The 19,234-nt window shown below is 50.6% G+C and carries 19 protein-coding genes; 14 read left to right on the top strand and 5 right to left on the bottom strand.

The window, feature by feature from the left end; genetic code table 11:
• Positions 1-58: 58 nt before the first annotated feature.
• Positions 59-1,780, bottom strand: a complete 1,722-nt coding sequence (gene tadA / locus HZA49_05390; protein MBI5778871.1) for a Flp pilus assembly complex ATPase component TadA — start codon at positions 1,778-1,780, stop codon at positions 59-61.
• A gap of 169 nt (positions 1,781-1,949) precedes the next feature.
• Between tadA and HZA49_05385 the strand changes: the two genes are divergently transcribed.
• The 8 genes from HZA49_05385 to mce all read left to right on the top strand — a co-directional run bounded on the left by HZA49_05385 (position 1,950) and on the right by mce (position 9,353).
• Positions 1,950-2,837, top strand: coding sequence for a serine/threonine protein kinase (locus HZA49_05385; GenBank protein MBI5778870.1), 888 nt, complete (start codon positions 1,950-1,952; stop codon positions 2,835-2,837).
• A 98-nt stretch (positions 2,838-2,935) separates the two neighbouring features.
• Positions 2,936-4,117 carry a pyridoxal phosphate-dependent aminotransferase family protein gene (locus HZA49_05380; protein ID MBI5778869.1) on the top strand — a complete coding sequence of 394 codons (1,182 nt, stop codon included), beginning with the start codon at positions 2,936-2,938 and terminating at the stop codon, positions 4,115-4,117.
• 168 nt (positions 4,118-4,285) lie between these two features.
• Positions 4,286-6,022 carry a threonine--tRNA ligase gene (locus HZA49_05375; protein MBI5778868.1) on the top strand — a complete coding sequence of 579 codons (1,737 nt, stop codon included), beginning with the start codon at positions 4,286-4,288 and terminating at the stop codon, positions 6,020-6,022.
• Positions 6,023-6,106: 84 nt separating this feature from the next.
• A complete protein-coding gene (locus HZA49_05370) occupies positions 6,107-6,649 on the top strand; it encodes a translation initiation factor IF-3 (protein MBI5778867.1) in 543 nt (180 codons plus the stop codon).
• A 71-nt stretch (positions 6,650-6,720) separates the two neighbouring features.
• Positions 6,721-6,918, top strand: a complete 198-nt coding sequence (gene rpmI / locus HZA49_05365; GenBank protein MBI5778866.1) for a 50S ribosomal protein L35 — start codon at positions 6,721-6,723, stop codon at positions 6,916-6,918.
• A 45-nt stretch (positions 6,919-6,963) separates the two neighbouring features.
• Positions 6,964-7,350, top strand: a complete 387-nt coding sequence (locus HZA49_05360; protein ID MBI5778865.1) for a biopolymer transporter ExbD — start codon at positions 6,964-6,966, stop codon at positions 7,348-7,350.
• Positions 7,347-8,897, top strand: coding sequence for a methylmalonyl-CoA mutase (locus tag HZA49_05355; GenBank protein ID MBI5778864.1), 1,551 nt, complete (start codon positions 7,347-7,349; stop codon positions 8,895-8,897). The genes HZA49_05360 and HZA49_05355 overlap by 4 nt, the downstream gene beginning before the upstream one ends.
• Positions 8,898-8,957: 60 nt before the next feature.
• Positions 8,958-9,353 carry a methylmalonyl-CoA epimerase gene (gene mce / locus HZA49_05350; GenBank protein MBI5778863.1) on the top strand — a complete coding sequence of 132 codons (396 nt, stop codon included), beginning with the start codon at positions 8,958-8,960 and terminating at the stop codon, positions 9,351-9,353.
• A 6-nt stretch (positions 9,354-9,359) separates the two neighbouring features.
• On the opposite strand, the gene HZA49_05345 is transcribed toward mce, so the two are convergent.
• Positions 9,360-10,247 (bottom strand): hypothetical protein, encoded by an 888-nt coding sequence (locus HZA49_05345; protein MBI5778862.1) that lies wholly within the window; start codon positions 10,245-10,247, stop codon positions 9,360-9,362.
• Positions 10,248-10,588: 341 nt separating this feature from the next.
• Here HZA49_05345 and HZA49_05340 point away from each other — a divergent pair, with 341 nt between their 5' ends.
• The 6 genes from HZA49_05340 (at position 10,589) to HZA49_05315 (ending at position 16,958) form a co-directional block, all read left to right on the top strand.
• The gene (locus HZA49_05340) at positions 10,589-11,545 is read left to right on the top strand and encodes an NAD-dependent epimerase/dehydratase family protein (GenBank protein ID MBI5778861.1); all 957 of its coding nucleotides are present in this window, start codon (positions 10,589-10,591) and stop codon (positions 11,543-11,545) included.
• A gap of 49 nt (positions 11,546-11,594) precedes the next feature.
• Positions 11,595-11,924, top strand: coding sequence for a F0F1 ATP synthase subunit epsilon (locus tag HZA49_05335; protein MBI5778860.1), 330 nt, complete (start codon positions 11,595-11,597; stop codon positions 11,922-11,924).
• A gap of 51 nt (positions 11,925-11,975) precedes the next feature.
• A complete protein-coding gene (locus HZA49_05330) occupies positions 11,976-12,725 on the top strand; it encodes an ABC transporter ATP-binding protein (GenBank protein MBI5778859.1) in 750 nt (249 codons plus the stop codon).
• Between the two features lie 63 nt (positions 12,726-12,788).
• The gene (locus tag HZA49_05325) at positions 12,789-13,355 is read left to right on the top strand and encodes an RNA polymerase sigma factor (GenBank protein MBI5778858.1); all 567 of its coding nucleotides are present in this window, start codon (positions 12,789-12,791) and stop codon (positions 13,353-13,355) included.
• Between the two features lie 3 nt (positions 13,356-13,358).
• Positions 13,359-15,512 (top strand): FecR domain-containing protein, encoded by a 2,154-nt coding sequence (locus HZA49_05320; GenBank protein ID MBI5778857.1) that lies wholly within the window; start codon positions 13,359-13,361, stop codon positions 15,510-15,512.
• Positions 15,513-15,845: 333 nt separating this feature from the next.
• Complete coding sequence (locus HZA49_05315) at positions 15,846-16,958, top strand: hypothetical protein (protein MBI5778856.1); 1,113 nt, start codon at positions 15,846-15,848, stop codon at positions 16,956-16,958.
• Between the two features lie 123 nt (positions 16,959-17,081).
• Here HZA49_05315 and HZA49_05310 read toward each other — a convergent pair whose 3' ends face one another.
• From HZA49_05310 to HZA49_05300, 3 genes are read right to left on the bottom strand one after another with little or no spacing between them, the layout of a single operon-like run.
• The gene (locus tag HZA49_05310; protein ID MBI5778855.1) at positions 17,082-17,375 is read right to left on the bottom strand and encodes a 4Fe-4S binding protein; all 294 of its coding nucleotides are present in this window, start codon (positions 17,373-17,375) and stop codon (positions 17,082-17,084) included.
• 9 nt (positions 17,376-17,384) lie between these two features.
• Positions 17,385-18,257, bottom strand: coding sequence for a benzoyl-CoA reductase, bzd-type, subunit Q (gene bzdQ, locus HZA49_05305; GenBank protein MBI5778854.1), 873 nt, complete (start codon positions 18,255-18,257; stop codon positions 17,385-17,387).
• A 54-nt stretch (positions 18,258-18,311) separates the two neighbouring features.
• Positions 18,312-19,229, bottom strand: a complete 918-nt coding sequence (locus tag HZA49_05300) for a hypothetical protein (GenBank protein ID MBI5778853.1) — start codon at positions 19,227-19,229, stop codon at positions 18,312-18,314.
• Positions 19,230-19,234: the final 5 nt, after the last annotated feature.

Genomic DNA, 19,234 nt, shown 5'->3' with positions numbered 1-19,234 from the left:
ACTGAGCAAAGCGAATGTGTAACCCCTTGTAACCGGTTGTAACCTTATGTAACCTCTTTTAGTACCCGATATCCTCCCGCTTGGCCAGCGACACAACCTCTTCCAGTGTGGTCAGCCCGTCCAGAATCTTTCTTACGCCGTCTTCCATGAGCGAGGTCATCTTGCCGCTGATTTTGGCTTCTTCGTAGAGTTTCACGGTCGGCTCCTTGCGGAAGGTCATTTCTTTCAGGGTGGAGCTCATTTCCAGGAGTTCAAAGATGCCGCGCCGGCCTTTGTAGCCCTCTTTGCAGTCCTTGCAGCCGACCGCCTTGTAGATGGTCTTGCCTTCGATGTCTTTCTGCGTCAGGCCGAGCATGGCCAGTTCCGGCTCTTCCGGCGTATAAGGCTGTTTGCATTTGGGGCAGAGTATCCTGATGAGGCGTTGGGCCATAATGGCCTGGATAGAGGCCGCGACCAGAAATGGTTTTACGCCCATATCCAAAAGACGCGTCAGTGCGGACGGCGCATCGTTAGTATGAAGGGTGCTGAAGACCAGGTGGCCGGTCAGGGCCGCCTGGGTGGCTATGGTGGCGGTCTCGGCATCGCGGATTTCGCCGACCAGAATAATCTGCGGCGCCTGTCTTAACATCGCTCGTATGATAGAAGCAAAGGTAAATCCGATTTCACGCTTGGCCGGACACTGGTTGACTCCGCTCATTACGTACTCCACCGGGTCTTCGGCTGTGATAATCTTGACATTGGGCTTGTTGAGTTCCTTGATGGCCGCATAGAGGGTGGTGGTCTTGCCTGAGCCGGTCGGGCCGGTAACCAGGAAGATGCCGTGTGGTCTTTTGATGATGGACCTGAATCGGCGGTAGTCCTCGCCGTGGAATCCCAGGTCATCCAAACTGGCCAACGATTGCTTTTCCAGCAGCCGCATGACGATACTCTCGCCGTATTGTGAAGGCAGTGACGAAACGCGGATATCAAAATCCTTGCCGTCAATAGAGGTGGCAATCCGGCCGTCCAGGGGCCGGCGTTTTTCGGCAATGTCCATCCCGGCCATAAGTTTGATACGGGAAAGGACCGGTCCCTGGAGCCGTTTGGGCGGTGATTCTATCTCGCGGCAGACGCCGTCAATCCGGTAGCGGATGCGCAACGCCTTTTCCATGGGTTCGATATGAATATCGCTGGCCCGGACCTTGACCGAGTCGGAAATAATGGTGTGAACCAGCCTGATAATCGGCGCATCATCCTCAACCGCTTCCTCTTCCTTGCCGTCGCGCTGGGCGATGTCGATGTCGCTGATATCGCCGACCAGGTTGCCGTAGTCGTCAATCGTCGAGCCGTAATATTTGGCGATGGCCTGGTTCAGTTCATCCTGCGCCGTCAGGACCACTTCGATATCGCTGTTCAGGGCGAAGCGGAGATTATCCAGGGCGAACATATCCGGCGGCGAAGATGCGGCCACGGTCAGGACCTTGCCTTTTTTCTGGAGCGGCATAATCTTGTGTTCCAGGGCCAGGCTCTTGGGCACCAGTTTAATTATCTCATCGGTAATCGTGCCGGAGGAAATCCGGACGAATTTAAGGTTGGCCTGTTTGGCCAGGATGGCCGTAACCTGGGAGGCGGAAAGGATATTTTTCTCGACCAGAATCTCGCCGGTTTTCTTTTTGACCGGCTTGGCACCGGTAGCCAGGGCCTTCTGGGCGGCCAGCGCCTCTTTAATCTGCGCCGCGGTCGCCAGTTTCATCTCGATGACGATCTCGCCAAACGGTTTCTTCGTCTTTAAGGCACTCATATTTATATTATTATATATTGAATTCACCCAGGCAAGAAATATAATCCTAATAATTGAGAAATTAAACAACAGGATTTAACGGAATAACAACCCCCGCAGTCCCCCTTAACAAAGGGGGAATAAAAGGGGGTTATTTAATCTAGTTGTTATCTTTGAAATTCTTCAGATTATGACCGAGAAATCAGAATCACTTCCGGGCTACCAGGTATTGGGCAAATTAGGCGCCGGCGGAATGGGCCTTGTCTTTAAGGCCCTGGAAATCAAGACCAACCGCACGATGGCCATTAAGATGATTTTCCCCAAGACCGTGGCCAATCCGGCTTTCTTCAAGAGTTTTCAGCGGGAAGCCCGGCTGCTGATTAAGTTCAACCACCCCAATATCATCAGGGGCTACTATGTCACGCCGCCTGAGGGCATTAACGGACTGCATTATCTGGTCATGGAGTATGTGGCCGGCGACTCGGTCCAGAAACTGATAGACGAAACCCAGGAAAAGGCCGGCACCGTGGTCGGCATTAATGATGAACTGGCGCTGCTGATCATTATGCAGGCGGCCAATGCCCTGGACTACCTGCAAAAGAATAATATCCTGCACCGGGATATCAAGCCGGATAACCTGCTGCTGGACAAGAAAAAGGGCGTAATCAAGCTGTGCGACCTGGGATTTGCGCAACCCATCAGCCAACCGACCGGCCAGCCGGCCAATACGGCGATTACCACCTCGGGCACGATTGCCTATATGTCGCCGGAACAGGCCCGGGGCCAGGCGGCCGATATCCGGAGCGATATCTATTCGCTGGGCGCCACGCTTTACCACCTGATTACCGGCAAGACCCCCTTTTCCGGCACCGGCGACATGGAAGTGATGGCCAAACAGGTCCTGGCCAGCCTGCAGTCGGATGAGATAAAGAACCGCGGCATCTCGCCGCAGGTCCTGTATTTCATCGAGAAGATGATGGCCAAGGAAAAGGAAATCAGGTATCAGAATCCGCAGGAGGTCATCGCCGACATCAAATCGCAGACCGAGGGATTCAAGAGTCTGGAATTCCACCCTTAACCACAGATTACACAGATTACACAGATTACACAGATTACGCAGATTAAAATAATATTTTAATTGACACTCCATAACTGCAGTTATATAATCCCTCCGCAATGGAAATATTTTCCAAGTGTTACAATTATACCCGCGTTAAAGAAGCCAAGGAACAGGGCTACTACCCCTATTTCAAGGCCATCCAGTCCGGGGCGGATACCGAGGTGTTTATTGACGGCCGGAAGATGATCATGATCGGCTCTAATAACTACCTGGGCCTGACCCAGGACCAGCGGGTCAAGGAAGCGGCCATCAAGGCCGTGGAGAAATACGGTTCGGGCTGCACCGGCTCGCGATTCCTGAACGGGACACTCGATATCCACGAGGAATTAGAGCGGGAACTGGCTTCGTTTATGCGCAAGGAAGCGGCGCTGATTTTCTCCACCGGATTCCAGACCAACCAGGGCGTCATTTCCACCGTGGTCGGTAAGGACGATGTCGTCCTGGTTGACCGGGGCGACCATGCCAGTATCGTGGACGGCTGCCGGCTGTCCTTCGGCAAGACCATCAAATACAAACATAACGATATGGCCGACCTGGAACGGATTCTGGCCGAACTGCCCGCTCCGTCCAATGCCCTGATTGTGGTAGACGGCGTATTCAGCATGGAAGGCGACCTGGCCAACCTGCCTGAAATAGCCAAACTCAAGAAGAAATACAAGTGCCGGCTGATGGTGGACGACGCGCATGGCATCGGGGTGATGGGCGAGCACGGCCGCGGCTGCGCGGAACATTTCAATCTGGAAAATGACGTTGATTTGGTGATGGGCACCTTCAGCAAGTCATTCGCCTCGCTGGGCGGATTCATTGTCGGCGAGGAAAAAGTCATCAGTTACATCAAGCACCATGCCCGGGCCCTGATATTCTCAGCCAGTATGCCGCCGGCGGCCGTAGCCACGGTCCTGGCGACACTAAAGATTATGAAAACCGAGCCCCAGCGCCGCCAGCGGCTCTGGGAGATTACCCATAAAATGCATCGGGAATACCGCAAGCTGGGATTCAATATCGGCCCGACCCAGACGCCGATCGTGCCTTTAATCCTCGGCGAGGATATGGTCACTTTCGGGTTCTGGAAACAATTATTTGAGCGAGGCATATTCAGCAACCCGGTAATTTCGCCGGCTGTACCACCGGACGGCGCGCTGATTCGCACCAGTTATATGGCCACCCACACGGATAAAGAATTAGATAAAGTATTAGAGGTTTGTCAATCTGTCGGCAAGGAGATGAAGTTACTATAAATTTCTCGCTGTTAGTCATGGCGCTGTAGGCGCCAGGGCGTTACAGCGAGTTATCCCGCCCGATAAACATCGGAGCGGGGTTATATGGCAACACTCACCGACCAGGAACTTGACAAGGTGCTGGAAATTTGCCATACTGTAGGAAAAGAAATGAGGTTATTGTAGAACATAATGAGTATTCAGAATAAACAGGAATTGGATACCCTGAGACATTCCATCTCGCACATAATGGCGGACGCAGTCAAACGGCTTTTCCCGGCCACTAAACTGGCCATCGGACCGGCCATTGACGACGGCTTCTATTATGATTTTGACACGCCCAAGCCGTTTTTACCGGAAGACCTGGCCTCGATAGAAAAAGAGATGGCCCGGATCGCCAAGGAGAACAGCAAATTCGAGCGGACGGAATTAAGCAAACCGGAGGCAGAAAAGCTCCTCAAGGATGAGCCGTATAAACTGGAGATGCTCCGGGAACTGCCGGACGAGAAGGCGACTTTCTACAAGCACGGTAATTTCATGGATATGTGCCGCGGGCCGCACATAGAGCGGACCGGACTGGCCAAATATTACAAACTGCTTTCAGCCACCGGCGCTTACTGGCGCGGCGACGAACATAATAAAATGCTCCAGCGCATCTACGGCACGGCATTCCTGACCAAAGAAGAACTGGACGGTCATCTAAAACACATTGAAGAAGTCAAGAAGCGCGACCACCGCCGTCTGGGCAAGGACCTGGATTTGTTCAGCATCCAGTATGACGACGCCGGCCCGGGCCTGGTCTTCTGGCATCCCAAGGGCGCGATGATTCGCAAGACCATGGAGGATTTTTGGCGCAATGAGCATCTCAGAAACGGCTACGAGATGATTTTCGCGCCCCATATCGCCCGGATTGGGCTGTGGAAGACCTCGGGACACTGGGATTTTTACCACGAGAATATGTATTCCCCGATGGATATCGACGGCCAGGAGTATATCCTGAAACCGATGAACTGCCCGGGCCATATCCTGGTCTATAAAACCAAGGTGCGCAGTTACCGCGACCTACCCATCCGCTGGGCGGAATTGGGCACGGTTTACCGCTACGAGCGCTCCGGCGTGCTCCAGGGCCTGTTCCGGGTGCGCGGGTTTACCCAGGACGACGCGCACCTGTTCTGCCGGATGGACCAGTTGCTGGAAGAAGCCAAGGGCGTGATTAATTTCGGCCTGCATATCTTCCGGGCGTTCGGGTTCAGCGATTTCAAGATGCGGCTCTCGACCCGGCCGACGGAGAAATATGTCGGCACGATTGAAAACTGGGACAAGGCCACGGCCGTACTCAAAGAAGCCATCGTGCAGACCGGACTGCCTTATACGGTGGACGAGGGCCAGGCGGTCTTTTATGGGCCCAAGGCGGATATTGATATCAAGGATTCGTTGGGCCGCGACTGGCAGTGCTTCACGCTCCAGGTGGATTTCAACCTGCCGGAGCGGTTTGACCTTTATTACAACGCCCAGGACGGGACCAGGCAGAGGCCGATAATGCTGCACCGGGCGCTGATGGGCTCGCTGGAACGGTTTTTCGGGATATTGATTGAACATTACGCCGGCGCATTCCCGGTCTGGCTGGCCCCGGTCCAGACCACGGTCATCCCGGTGCTGGAAGGGCAAAACGAATACGCCAAGAAAATACATTCGGAACTGCTGGCGGCCGGAGTGCGCGCCAAGATAGACCTACGCAATGAGCGGCTGTCCGAGCGCATCAAGGACGCGGCGGACCAGAAGGTACCTTATATCCTGGTGGTGGGCGAAAAGGAAGAGAAGGAAAACACCGTGGCGCTGCGCGAACGGGGCCAGAGGGAAATAACCGCCCTGAAACTGGATGAGTTTATCAAAAGAATAACCGGAGAAATAGAACAGAAGAAATAATCATGAAAATCCCGCCTTTCGGCGGGATCTAACTCGCTGCAACACTCCCTTGTCGTTAACAGCGGGTAAGAAAAGAGAGGTGAAATCATTAAAGACCTAAGAAAAAACGACCGGATCAGAATAAAAACCATCCGAGTAATTGACGAGACCGGCACGCATCTAGGGATTATGCCCACGGCTGATGCCCTGAAAATGGCGCTGGAAAAAGGATTTGACCTGGTTGAGGTCTCACCTGATGCCGCGCCACCGGTTTGCAAGATAATGAGTTACAGCAAATATAAATACGAGGAGCATAAGAAAGAACAGAAAGCAAAGAAACAACATCATCAGGGACGCTTAAAAGAACTCAGGCTACGGCCGATAACCGAAGAACACGATCTTATGGTGCGGGTGAACCAAGCCAAAGGTTTTCTGAAGAAAGGCGACCGGGTGCTTTTCAATCTCTTCTTCAAGGGCCGGGAAATCGCCCACAAGGAAATCGGATTTAAGTTGATGGAACGTATCAGGGACGAATTAAAGGGTGTGGCCAAGGTAGATAAGAATATCTCCAGGGAAGGTCATCGTCTAACCCTGATTTTAGCGCCGAGTAATACGCAGTCGGAAAAACCGGTTGCTACGAATACATAATGTATATCCCGATACTCGTCGGGCTCTAATCTGGCGCTTCCAAAAGGAACGCCTTAAGAAAGAGAGTTTATATGCCGAAAATGAAAACCTGCAAGGCCGTGTCCAAGCGAATCAAACGCACCGCCACCGGAAAACTGCTCAGGCACAGGCCCGGAAAGAGCCATCTCTTATCCGCCAAGAACGCCAAGAGAAGGAGACACATCAGAAAGGTCGGACAGATTATTTCCAAGCCATTCGTGGATAAGATATCAAGATTAATCTTGCATTAGGTTATGGCTAAATTCCCCGCAATTCAGGATTCCGGCAATGAGCTAATGGCACTCAAAATGACGCCGATGATAGACGTCATATTCCAGTTGCTTATATTCCTGATGTGCGCGCTTCATTTCAGGTCGCTTGAAACCAAACTTGAAACCGTCCTACCGGCTAACAAAGAGATAACAAAACCGCTGACCGGTGTAAATCAGGTCATCATCACACTTACCCACAATGACCGCAATCCGATGATGCCAACGATAAAACTTGACGGTATATCCCTGACAAATTATGATGAACTTACCAAGACATTAGAAACCATCAGTAATTCAACCAGGGAAATATCTGTCCTAATAGAACCCCAAAAGGAAATTCCGACCCAGTGCGTGGTTGACGCGATAGACGCCTGCAATAAGGCGGGCATGAAACCGAAATTAGCAAAATGAAACATTTTTATTCCCCGTCAGATATTGATAATCTCGATTACAACATCAATTTGGGCCTGCCCGGAGAATATCCGTTTACCCGAGGCGTGCATCCGACGATGTATCACGGACGGCTCTGGACCATGCGGCAGTATTCCGGATTTGCCACGGCTGAAGAGACCAACCGGCGCTCCAAATTCCTGCTCCGGAAAGGCCAGACCGGCTTAAGCATCGCCTTTGACCTGCCCACCCAGATGGGCTATGATGCAGACCATCCGATGAGCCGGGGGGAAATCGGCAAGACCGGCGTTAATATCAGCTCGCTGGCCGACATGGCAATACTCTTTGACGGGATTCCGCTGGATAAAGTCAGCGTCTCTATGACCATCAACGCCACCTGCCCGATTATCCTAGGGATGTACCTGGTGCTGGCCGAACGGCAGAAGGCGAAATTTACCGACCTGGCCGGCACAGTCCAGAATGACATCCTCAAAGAATATGTGGCGCGCGGGGCTTACATATTCCCGCCTGACCCGTCCCTGCGCCTGGTGGTGGATATAATAGAATACTGCCTGAAGAACACGCCCAAGTGGAATTTCATCAGCGTCAGCGGCTATCATATCCGCGAGGCCGGCTCAACGGCCGGGCAGGAAATCGGATTTACCTTAGCCAACGGCATTGCCTATGTCCGGGCCTGCCTTAAGCGCAACCTTGATATTAATGAAATCGGCAAGCGCATCTCGTTCTTCTTCAATGCCCATAATGATTTCTTTGAAGAGGTGGCCAAGTTCCGGGCCGCCCGGCGGCTCTGGGCCCGGATTATGAAGGAACAATTCCAGGCCACTGACCCGCGGGCCATGATGCTGCGCTTCCACACCCAAACGGCCGGCTGCACCCTGACCGCCCAACAACCGGACAATAATGTGACGCGCGTGGCACTTCAGGCGATGTCAGCCGTGCTGGGCGGCACCCAAAGCCTACATACCAATTCACGGGACGAGGCCCTAGCTTTGCCGACCGAAAAATCGGTCCAGATTGCCCTGCGTACCCAACAACTCCTGGCCTATGAAAGCGCGGCCGGTAAAGTCGTTGACCCGCTGGCCGGCTCTTATTATCTGGAAACCATTACGGATAAACTGGAGAAAGAAGCAGTCAGTTATATTGATAAGATTGACCAGCTGGGCGGCTCAACCAAAGCTATTGCCAGCGGATTCTACCAGCAGGAAATCTCCCGAACCGCCTATGAATACCAGAAGAAAATTGAAACTCGGAAACAAATTATCGTCGGGTTGAACAAGTTTACCGATAAGGAATCAAACCGGATAAAAACCCTCAAGGTCACGCCGGCTTTGCAGAAAAAGCAGGTAATGCGAATAACTCAATACAAGAGAAAGAGGGATATAAAAGCGGTCAACCAGGCGCTGGTCTCGCTGAAATCAGTTGCCCAATCAAGCGATAACCTTATGCCGGCGATTATGGAGTCAATAAAACAGAACGCCACATTAGGCGAAATCTCATCCGCCTTACGCGAGGTATTCGGGGAACATAAGGGAGCAATTATCTTTTAAATACAATTAGCCACAAAGGCACCAAGTTCTTCTTCGTGCCTTAGTGGCAAGAAATAATTTATGATAAAACTAGACCACATCGGGATTGCCGTAAAGAAAATAGAAACCGCCCTGCCCTTTTACCAGAATGGGCTGGAACTGACACCTCATATAGAGGAGGTGCCAGTAATGAAGGTCCGGACGGCCAAGCTGCCAACCGCTAATATGGTAATCGAATTAGTCGAGCCATTGGAAGGCGAGCAGGCAGTCAGCAAATTCCTGGCCAAGCGCGGTGAGGGCATCCATCACCTCTGCTTTGCCGTGGCTAACATCAGGGAAATGATGAAACAACTTGAGGCCAAGGGTTATAAGCCGCTATATCCGGAGCCGAAGACCGGTGCCGGCGGGCATCTGGTCAATTTCCTGGCTCCCCAAGACACTTCCGGTGTTTTAATCGAAATATCGGAGCATCCATAACCGACATCATTTCTTCAAAAATATATCCTTAAGGTCGGCGATTTCGTTGTCCACAATCGAGATTATCTCGTTCTCCGTGGCTACCTGCTGCAAGGCTTTTTCTGATTCCTGAATCTCCGCCTGAACGTCCTGTTTGACCATGGCTGAAAACGTTTTTTGCAACCGTTTCTTCAGTATCGTAATCCGCGCCTCTAATTCCTCTTTATTAGCTTCGCTTTCTGCCTTAAGTTCCTGGAGAAGCAACGAACGGTATTGTTCAAATCCGCCTGAGGCCTCCAGGTCTACCCCGTAATTTTCCTTGATTCTCTGCAACAACATTGTCTTGTCTTCCGGGGAAACGGACTGGGCCACATCCTCCACGGGAATAACATATGAAACGTTTATTACCTGATATGCAGGCGGTATCTTAGGCGAGAAGGAAGGCAGCTTTTGGAGCGTTATCATCAGCGTTCCCTCATCAAATACCACCACTTCTTTTTCACCCCTGGGAATACCGCTCATCCGGTAGGTGTTAACCACCTCGGCGGTATTGTCCATAATTCGAATATTCAATTCTTTGGTCTGCTCATCCTTGATATAATCATAACTGTCAAACAGCTCAACTAAATAATCTTTTATATCACTGTACGAAAGTTTGGCGCCATCCGGCGTGGCGATCTCCACCCGCTTTGAGAACACATCCATATATCCATTAACATCTTCTTTAGCCGTGGACTCCTCCATCTTTTTAAAAACCTTTTTAATCAGGATAATATCCTCGTTTTCCGGAACCACAGTGGAGTCCCGATCACTTCGGGATGGAGCCGGGTTCGCGGGCGCCGGTGTGCCGTTGTCAGCCCCATAAAGCATTACGCCAAAAAGGACAAGCAGAAATATTATAACTGTTTTTTTCATACAAACTCCCTCCGCTTGATGAAAGTATAAAATATAATCCGGAATCAGCAAGAAAAACGCAACCTAAAGATTGCGGCTACGAAAATATATAAAACACAGGCAAATAAACCCAGGACTAATCACCGTAAGGTTATCTCACCATTTTTCTTGACCCCGCACATAAATGATGTTAATAATTTCGCATAATAGGCAGATAAACCGGTGTTTATATATGCCGCCCTTTGCGAATGAAATAAGCAATGGTCGGGAGCACCCCAGAGAGGAGCGCACCGGGAACATAGTTAACCATTATTATGTGCGGGGTTGACACAACCCGCCGATAGTTATAGAAGGAGCGGACTATGCCAGAGAAAATCCTGGTAACCGGCGCATTCGGGCAAATCGGGACAGAACTTGTTGAAGCATTGCAGAAGAGATACGGAATTGATAACATCATCGCTCTAGGACATCGCAATATCCCGGCTGATTTCAAGGGCATACTGGAAAAAGGCGGCACCGAAGACAAGGAGGTTATGCATTCTATTCTCAAGAAGCATAAAATAACCCAGATATACCACCTGGCTTCTATCCTCTCCGCTACGGGAGAGAAGAATCCGCAGCTGGCCTGGGATGTCAACGTTACCAGCCTGAAAAATGTCCTCGACCTGGCCGTGGAGCAAAAGGCAAAGGTATTGCTGCCCAGCTCAATTGCCGTTTTTGGTCCGACCACTCCCCGGTCAAATACGCCCCAACACACTATGCTCGAGCCGACCACGATGTACGGCGTTACCAAGGTCACCGGCGAATTGCTGTGCCAGTATTATTTTGTCAGATACGGACTGGACGTCCGCGGCCTGAGATATCCCGGATTAATCAGCTGGAAAACCGAACCGGGCGGCGGCACCACTGACTACGCCGTGGCGATATTCTATGACGCCATCAAGGCTGGCAAATACGCCTGCTACCTCAGGGACGATACAACCATGCCGATGATGTATATGGACGACGCCATAAAGGGAACTATCGACATCATGGAAGCTGACGCCAAGAAAATCAGGGTCCGAACCAGCTACAACATGGCGGCCATAAGCTTTTCTCCAAAAGAAATCGCAGCGGAAATCAAGAAGCATATTCCCGCCTTTACCTGCACCTACACTCCTGATTTCCGGCAAAAAATAGCGGATTCATGGCCCATGTCCATAGACGATTCGGATGCCCGTAAGGACTGGGGCTGGAAACACGATTACGATTTGCCCAAAATGGTGGCGGAAATGCTGACGCATCTCCGCAAGAAGCTGGTCGTGAATAGTCCGGCATAAACGGCTTGTTTTGCGCAGAGGGCCGAAGTAAAAGAAAGCTAAACCTGATATGAAACCATTTGAACTTGAGATTATAACGCCTGAGAGCACGGTATTCAAGGGCCAGGTTTCGTCACTGATTTTTCCGGCTCATCACGGCTACATGGGCGTTTTGGGCGGACATGCATCATTTGCCGGCTCTCTGGGAACCGGCAAAACCACCTTTAATATTGTTACCGAGGATGCGTCCAAACAGAACGAACCCAAACCCTCCGTTAAGACCTATTCTGTCAAGGATGGCTTTATAGAAATAACATCCAAGCCATTCTCTACAACCAAGATAACGATTCTGGCGGAGAATATCGAAGAAAAAGATAAGATAATGAAAGAAAAGGAATGAAGGCGGTTTACTCATCATCTTTAATCTTTCATCTGTCATCTCTTTACTCACATGATAGAATTTAATGGCGTTAAAAAAATCCTGGGCAATAAAACCGTTTTGAACGGAGTAAATTTTAAGATAGCCAAAGGCGAGACCTTTGCGATAATCGGCCGAAGCGGAGCTGGTAAAAGCGTGACTCTCAAACTGATGGTCGGATTGATGCAACCTGATTCAGGCAAAGTTACCGTTGACGGCACGGATATCACCAACCCGGATGAAATGCTACTCAGCAATATGCGTAAGAAATTCGGATTCCTCTTCCAGGGCAGCGCATTGCTCAATTCACTCACGGTCGGCGAGAATGTCGGACTGCCCTTAAGGGAACACCAGGAGATGCCGGAAGAAGGCATAAATAAGCGGGTTACCGAGGTTCTGGAGATTGTAGGTCTGCATAACGCCGAAAACCTGATGCCGGCTGAATTAAGCGGCGGCATGCGAAAACGGGTCTCGCTGGCCCGTTCCATTGTCCGATACCCGGAAATCATCCTCTATGACGAGCCGACCACGGGCCTGGACCCGATAATGTCCAACGTGATCAACAACCTGATTATCCGCCTGAGGAAAAAACTGAATATCACCTCGGTCGTGGTAACCCATGATATGAAAAGCACCTTTATGGTGGCAAACCGGATTGCCCTGCTCTATCACGGCAAGATTATCCAGACCGGTGATGTGGAATATTTCCAAAAATCTCAAGACCCGTTTATCAGGCAGTTCGTGGAAGGCGATTCCGAAGGTCCGTTTGAAGAGGAAACCTAAACTGATAGTTCTATTAAATCATAAATCGTTGCAACTATTTCCTGAACCCAGGGGTATAATATAATGAAAGAAACAGGCCAACAACTTCCTGATTCGGCGCTGGTTAAACAGGCGCAGAAAGGAGACCGTAAAGCATTTAATGCCCTAATAGAAAAGTACCATAAGGCCATCGTTAATTTTGTTTACCGCAATATCAACGATGCCTCGAGGTCGGAGGAATTGGCCCAAAAGGTCTTTGTCCGCTGTTATCTTAATATCAAACACTATAACCAGCGGTATAAATTTACCACCTGGTTATATACGATTGCGGTCAATCTCTGCAAGAACGAGCTCCGGGATAAAGCCCGGCGCCCCCGGAATGTGGAGCTGACCGATTTGGTCCGTCCCGATGTGAATCGGGACGCCTCGCCGGTAGATGCACTGGCAGATAAGGAGATACGGGAAAAGGTGTCCCGGGCAGTCCAGTCACTGCCTGAAGACCAGCGTGAGGCCATCATAATGGCGGTTTATAATGATTTGCCTTATAAGGAAATCGCCGATGTCCTCAAAACCAATGAGAACACGGTAAAATCATGGATATTCAGAGGCAAACAAATGCTCTTTGAGATGCTTAAAGGATACGTGAATTAGAATATGAATAATTGCGATAAAATCAGATTGGCCACAGATGCTTATATAAAGGGATTGTTGCCTGAGGAAGAAATGCGTTCAGTTACCAATCATCTTGAAAGTTGCCCGGAATGCAAGAATGTTCTTATCCAGTCAAAGAAGGTCTCGGCAATACTTCATAAATGGGCCGATATCACGCCCAAAGATAACTTTATAGAAGCCGTCAACGAGAAAATAGATGAATTAGGCGTCCATGAGTACCCGGAAGTAAACCTGTTTTATCGACTCAGGTATGCATTTGCTTCAGCCGCGGTAATATTATTAGCAGTAGTTATCTGGCTGGCCAGCCCTAAACCACCTGAAACAATCCAGCCGATTTCCCTTGATAGCGGAACAGTATCAGTCCGGCAAGACAACCAATCTCAGGAGGCAACCACAAAAGGGACATATTACATCAAAAGCGATACGGTAATGCAAACCGCCGGAACCAAGGCCGTGTTATCCCTGGCTGACCGGACCAAAATAGAGATGGACCGGCAAACCGCCCTGAATATCACCCAACCGTCCGAGAAGAGCCGGGGCAATATCCTCCTGCACCAAGGTTCTATTTACCTTGATGTGGCCAAGAATCCTAAAACGTTATATGTCGAGACCGAATCAGGCCGAATCAAGGTGGTCGGAACCAGATTCAGGGTTAATCACCTGAAATACAATGCGCCGGTCCGGAAACAGATTGATGACAACGTAATAAGCGCCGAAGGTATCAAAATCACTACGGTCAGCGTTGATGAAGGAACCGTGCAGGTGGAGTGGAAAAATTCCGTACATCCGGTAAAAGCCGGTGAACGGGTTGCCTTCAGCATCAGCATAAAACCAATCGGATTTGATTTGCCGGTCGGCGATAATATGGCCGACCGAGCTAAACATCTCCTGGAGCTGCTCAAACAGTTCAGCGAACGTAATGACTTTGACAAAGCATTGGCGGCTGAGGCAATCCTGACCGGAATGGGCGAAGAAACCATCCCTTCTTTGATGGAAATCCTTAAAAGCACGCCATCAGGAAAATATAACTCCGTGTATCTGGGCCGGGTTTTAAGCCGGGTCGGCTCTGAAAAACTGTATCCGGAACTTGAGGCGATCATAAAATCATCCGGCTATTATATAGAATACCGTTCAGCCGCGGCCGAGACGCTCGTGGGGATTAACCCATCCCGCGGCGCTATAATCTTGCTGGATATCTTCGCAAATACGGACACCGATACCAGGAAACTGTGCCTGACCGCACTTCAGGATAAAAAATCCATCGGCGCGGCCAATACCGCCGAACTGATAAAGATTCTGGTCAATATCATAAAAAAGGGCGAGAGTAAAGACAACCCCCTCTTTAACGCGGCCCTGGAATCCCTAGCCGGCATCTCGGATAACTCGGCGCTGCCGCTTCTTTATGAGCTACTGAAGAACGAGACCGATTACCGAATAATATTATCTGCCAGCCGGGCCATTGTCCGCTTGGGAGACAAATCCGACCGTGAAAAGACACTCGTGCGGCTCTATGCCTTATCCGAAGACAAGAATGACCTGGTAAAGCTGGCGACCATAAAAACGATTATGTCACTGGAGAACGCCCAGGGCAAACAGCGCCTGGTCAACCGCCTGGTTGATATCGGCCTGGCCAGCACTGACCCCAAGGTCAAACTGGCCTGCCTGGAAACCGCCGTTATTTTGGGAGATACCCAGGCATTTGAACTTCTCAAAAATATCATTGCCCAGGGCAATAGCGACCTAACCCTTCAGGCCATCCAGAAGATAGCCCGAATTACCTCTTCGGACGCCTTTTCCGGCTTTTCAGTGGAACTCCTGGTCAGCGGCTATTATGACCTGATTAACCGCTGGAAAAGAACCCAGGATCAAATCTACCGCAATCTGGCAGACCAGATTACCCGCTCGCTCCAAGGCATTAAAAACCAGCGCTCCCTGCCGGTTATCAGGGGCCTATTGGACAGCAACGAGCCGGATTTGGTGCTCAGCGCGGTCAGAATCCTGGCCAATATCGGCGAAAAAGAGGATATATTCACCCTCAGAACACTGCTGGGCAAGGTTACGAATGAATCCATGCGTGGAGAGATCATAACCGCCATCGCCACCCTCAGAACCACCCTGGATATCCGTGATGAATAACCGGTCTTTACCAGCTTTTCTTGCTTCATCCCCTTTATCATAATACGGTTAGACATAAATAATATTTTAAATAAAATATTATAAATCATTGACATATTGACGATAATTTAGTATATAGTCTTTTAATTATTCTTTCCCTTTCCACCGAAAGGGGGTGAAAGCTGATGGTATGAGGTCTCGGCTCATACTGAAGAAGGGAAGGAACGAGCCGGGTTTTGATAAGGACCAAAGCCCCTTCTGTCACGAGGCGGCAGAAGCAATCCAAAAGTCGGTTATCCGGATTAGATAGCAGGATTTGAGGATTAAATGTCCTAACTTTAAGGAGAATAAATAATGAAGACACTATTATGCGTAATCGCGGCCATCGCCTTTTTGGCGCTTCCGGTATTAGCCGAAGATGTCAAGGTAACATTTGATGGCAGCCGCCTTGCCGCTGGTTATATGGACAATGGCACACTAGGTAACACCACCCCAGGCACTTTCGGCGCTCCGGATGCCAAGGTAAAACTCAATGCCACTTTCGACGCAGACACCTCAGCAGTCCTGAGATTAAACTTTGACAACGGCACAGCTAATGGCGCTGATTATGCTTACGTTAAATTGACCAATGTCATTAAGAAATTGGCCAAGAGCGACACGGTCAACCCGGATATCTATGTCGGCCTGATAAAAGTTAACTTCGGCGAAGAGACCTGGAGCAACAACCCGGTGGAAAACGCCCTGGTTAACAATTCAATCGGCGGCTTAGCTGGCGAAGACCTGGGCGTTGAATTCAGGCAGAAGGCGCTCCCAATCGAACTGCCGGTAACCTTGGGCTATTCACTGTCATTTCTGAATGGTAATGGCGCAACCGATGACACCAATACCAAGGCATACGTCGTAAAAGCAATGGCCACAATGAAGAGCATGCCGCTTTATTTCTCTCTGTCACAGTATGATTCAGGGAGATTAGCAGGCGGCGGCAATACCATTGCAATGTCAAGCGACCTGTTTGATAGCTTCCTAGCCACACTTGCAGTTCCTCCCGGATTACCCGCGGGAATGTACAGCAAAGGCTACGAACTGAACGTTCGTCTTGACGTGCTGGAAGGCGCCCAGAAGTTTGACCCGACCAAGGCCCCGCTGGCCAGCGATGCCAAGGCAGTACTCAGACTGGCTTACGGCGCAGGAGCCAAGGGACCAATGAACCTCATTGAAGAGACAACCACAATGATGCTTGACGCTCTTTACAATGTAGACAAGCAGTGGTTTGTGGCATTCCGTTACAGCTCTGTTGATGATACGGTTGATACCTGGACCCGTATGTCAATCGGCGGCGGCCACAAGCTTTCGGACAATTCAACTCTGAAACTGGATTACACAACCAACACCGAACCAGATACAGTCACAGGCGGTCCGGAAGTTGACAACAACTCAGTTTCTCTGTTAATGACCGTACTGTGGTAATTAACGCACACGGGTTTTAAGAAAAACCCCTCCGATGTAAAAGTCGGAGGGGTTTTTTGTTTATGGCCTGTTTGAACGCGGTGACTCCCCCCCGCCTCGCTTAGTTTGGGCCGAAATAAGATCTTACCACGAATGCGCAATGGCGCCTGGGGCACATGATTTAACACAGGGCAGGTCTGAAGCTGATTTATGCTCGGCGCCCTTACAAGGTGAACAGGAATACTTGATTTTCTTGCGGTGCTCGTCGGTCACGGCCACCACCGGTATCTCTCGGAACGGGTCGCTTTCGTCGGTTATCATCTCCAGAACCTTAGCCGGGCAGGCTTTGATGCAGTCGCCACAGCCGGTGCATTTATCCGTGTCTATGGTAATGAAGAAATCCCCTGAACCGTCCTTGTAACCATAATTTGCGAGCATAAATTTCTGCTATTTAGCTTTCTCCACCAATGCTTTTGCAAACAATGCCGCGCCCATGGCCCCAGCTAATGCCGCATCATACTTGGCCGGCCTGGGTAGCGCGATTATCTTCAACTCGTTTTCTATCCTTTGTGTCACACCTCTGTTCTTGGAGATGCCGCCGGTAATAACAAAATCCTTTTCCACCCCGACCTTTTCCAGCAGAGTAAATACCCGATGGGCCATAGCCGAAGAATAGGCCGCAATGACCTTTTCCTTGGTCCAGCCCTGACGTAACAAACCGACTGCCTCGGATTTGGCAAAGACCACGCAGGTTGAGGAGACCGGGTCAGGTTCCTTATCAACCGTGAATGACAGGTCGCCCATCTGTTCTATCTGGACCGAGAGTAGGTCGGCAAAGACCTCCATGCCGCGTCCGGTGCCGGCCGCGCATTTGTCGTTCATTAGGAATGCGGTAACCTTGCCCTTTTCGTCGCATTTGATGGCCTTGCAATCCTGTCCGCCCATATCCAGCACGGTCTTAACGGTCGGTCCCCAGATAAAATTAGCGCCTCTAGCGTGGCAGGCAATCTCGGTAATGGCCTTCTTGGCAAAGGGCACATTGACCCGGCCGTAGCCGGTGCCGACCACGTAATGAATCTTATCCATGGTCAGTCCGGTGCCTTCCATAGCCCCGTTAATGGCCTTGGTAGCGCTCTGGGCGCTGTCCGAGCCGGTGCGCATCAAACTATAGGAAAACAGCTCGCCGTCCGCCATAATGGCGACCTTGGAGGAAACCGAGCCGACGTCCACGCCGGCCGTGATAATCTTGGCGTCCTTCCAGTCCTTGGCCCCGTCCACCTTTTTGTTATACTCTTTCCATCTCCAGAATTCCTGTGACATATCTCTAACCTCTCCTATCTATCATCTTTTTTCTATCATCTCTCATCTTTTGAGTTAGTTGTGCCCACCGGACAGAAACAAATATATAGTCGCGATGGCGCCGAGTAAACTCAGCCAGGCATACGCCTTCGGGCTGATTTTATTCTTACCCTTGCTCACGCCCCAAATAAGGAACAGGATAACCACCCAGTAGATAAAAATAGCCAAACTCTTGTTATCGGCGTCGTTCCAGGCCCATACCTGCGGCACGCCGGTCCAGGGCCGGCCATAAGCCACTCCGGAGACATACAGCCCGATGGGGAAACTGGTCAGGAAGAAGAATATATTGGCCCACCAGCCGGCGTGAACCGCCCGGCCTATCGGGTAGTCGCTCCGGGCAATGTGCGCTAATGAAGAATAAACTACGTGGAGCATAAAGAATACCACCAGAATCATCAGCGCGATATGCAGCACCGTCACCCAGTGCGTGCCTTCGCCGCGGTAGGTAATACAGCCGGGCTCTGGATTCTTGGCATCTCCGGCCGGATTGAAATCGTAGGCCTTGCCGGATTCGTCAGTCAGGACAAAATAATAAAAGTACTGCGCGGCCATCTCCTTCAGCGGCGGCAGAATCACCGAATAAAGCCCGCTGTTGCCGGCCTGAATCATCGGCCTGGACTCAAACGTCTTTGTCATGGGGATCTTGTGATAAATCATGGCCGGGCCGGCTTCTTCACGATTCAAGGTGTAATACGCCAGGTTAATAGATTTCGGTTTCGCCTCGGAAACCACCTGGAGCATCAGCCGGCACGGGACACCCAGCATCCGCTCGCCCCGTTCCGAGAATTCCACTTTGTATGGTCCGGCCTCTTTGGCCCGATGCTTGCTGGTTACCGCCATGAGCATCCCGAAGGAATAATACAAGGCAATAATCAATCCGACACCTACGGTCACATACAACGGCCATTTTGGAAATTTACTTTCATCTGTCATCTATC

The organism is Planctomycetota bacterium, assembly GCA_016235865.1.
Taxonomy (GTDB): domain Bacteria; phylum Planctomycetota; class MHYJ01; order JACQXL01; family JACQXL01; genus JACRIK01.
Note: the sequence above shows the minus strand (reverse complement) of the source record. Positions and strands in the feature narration are given on the sequence as shown.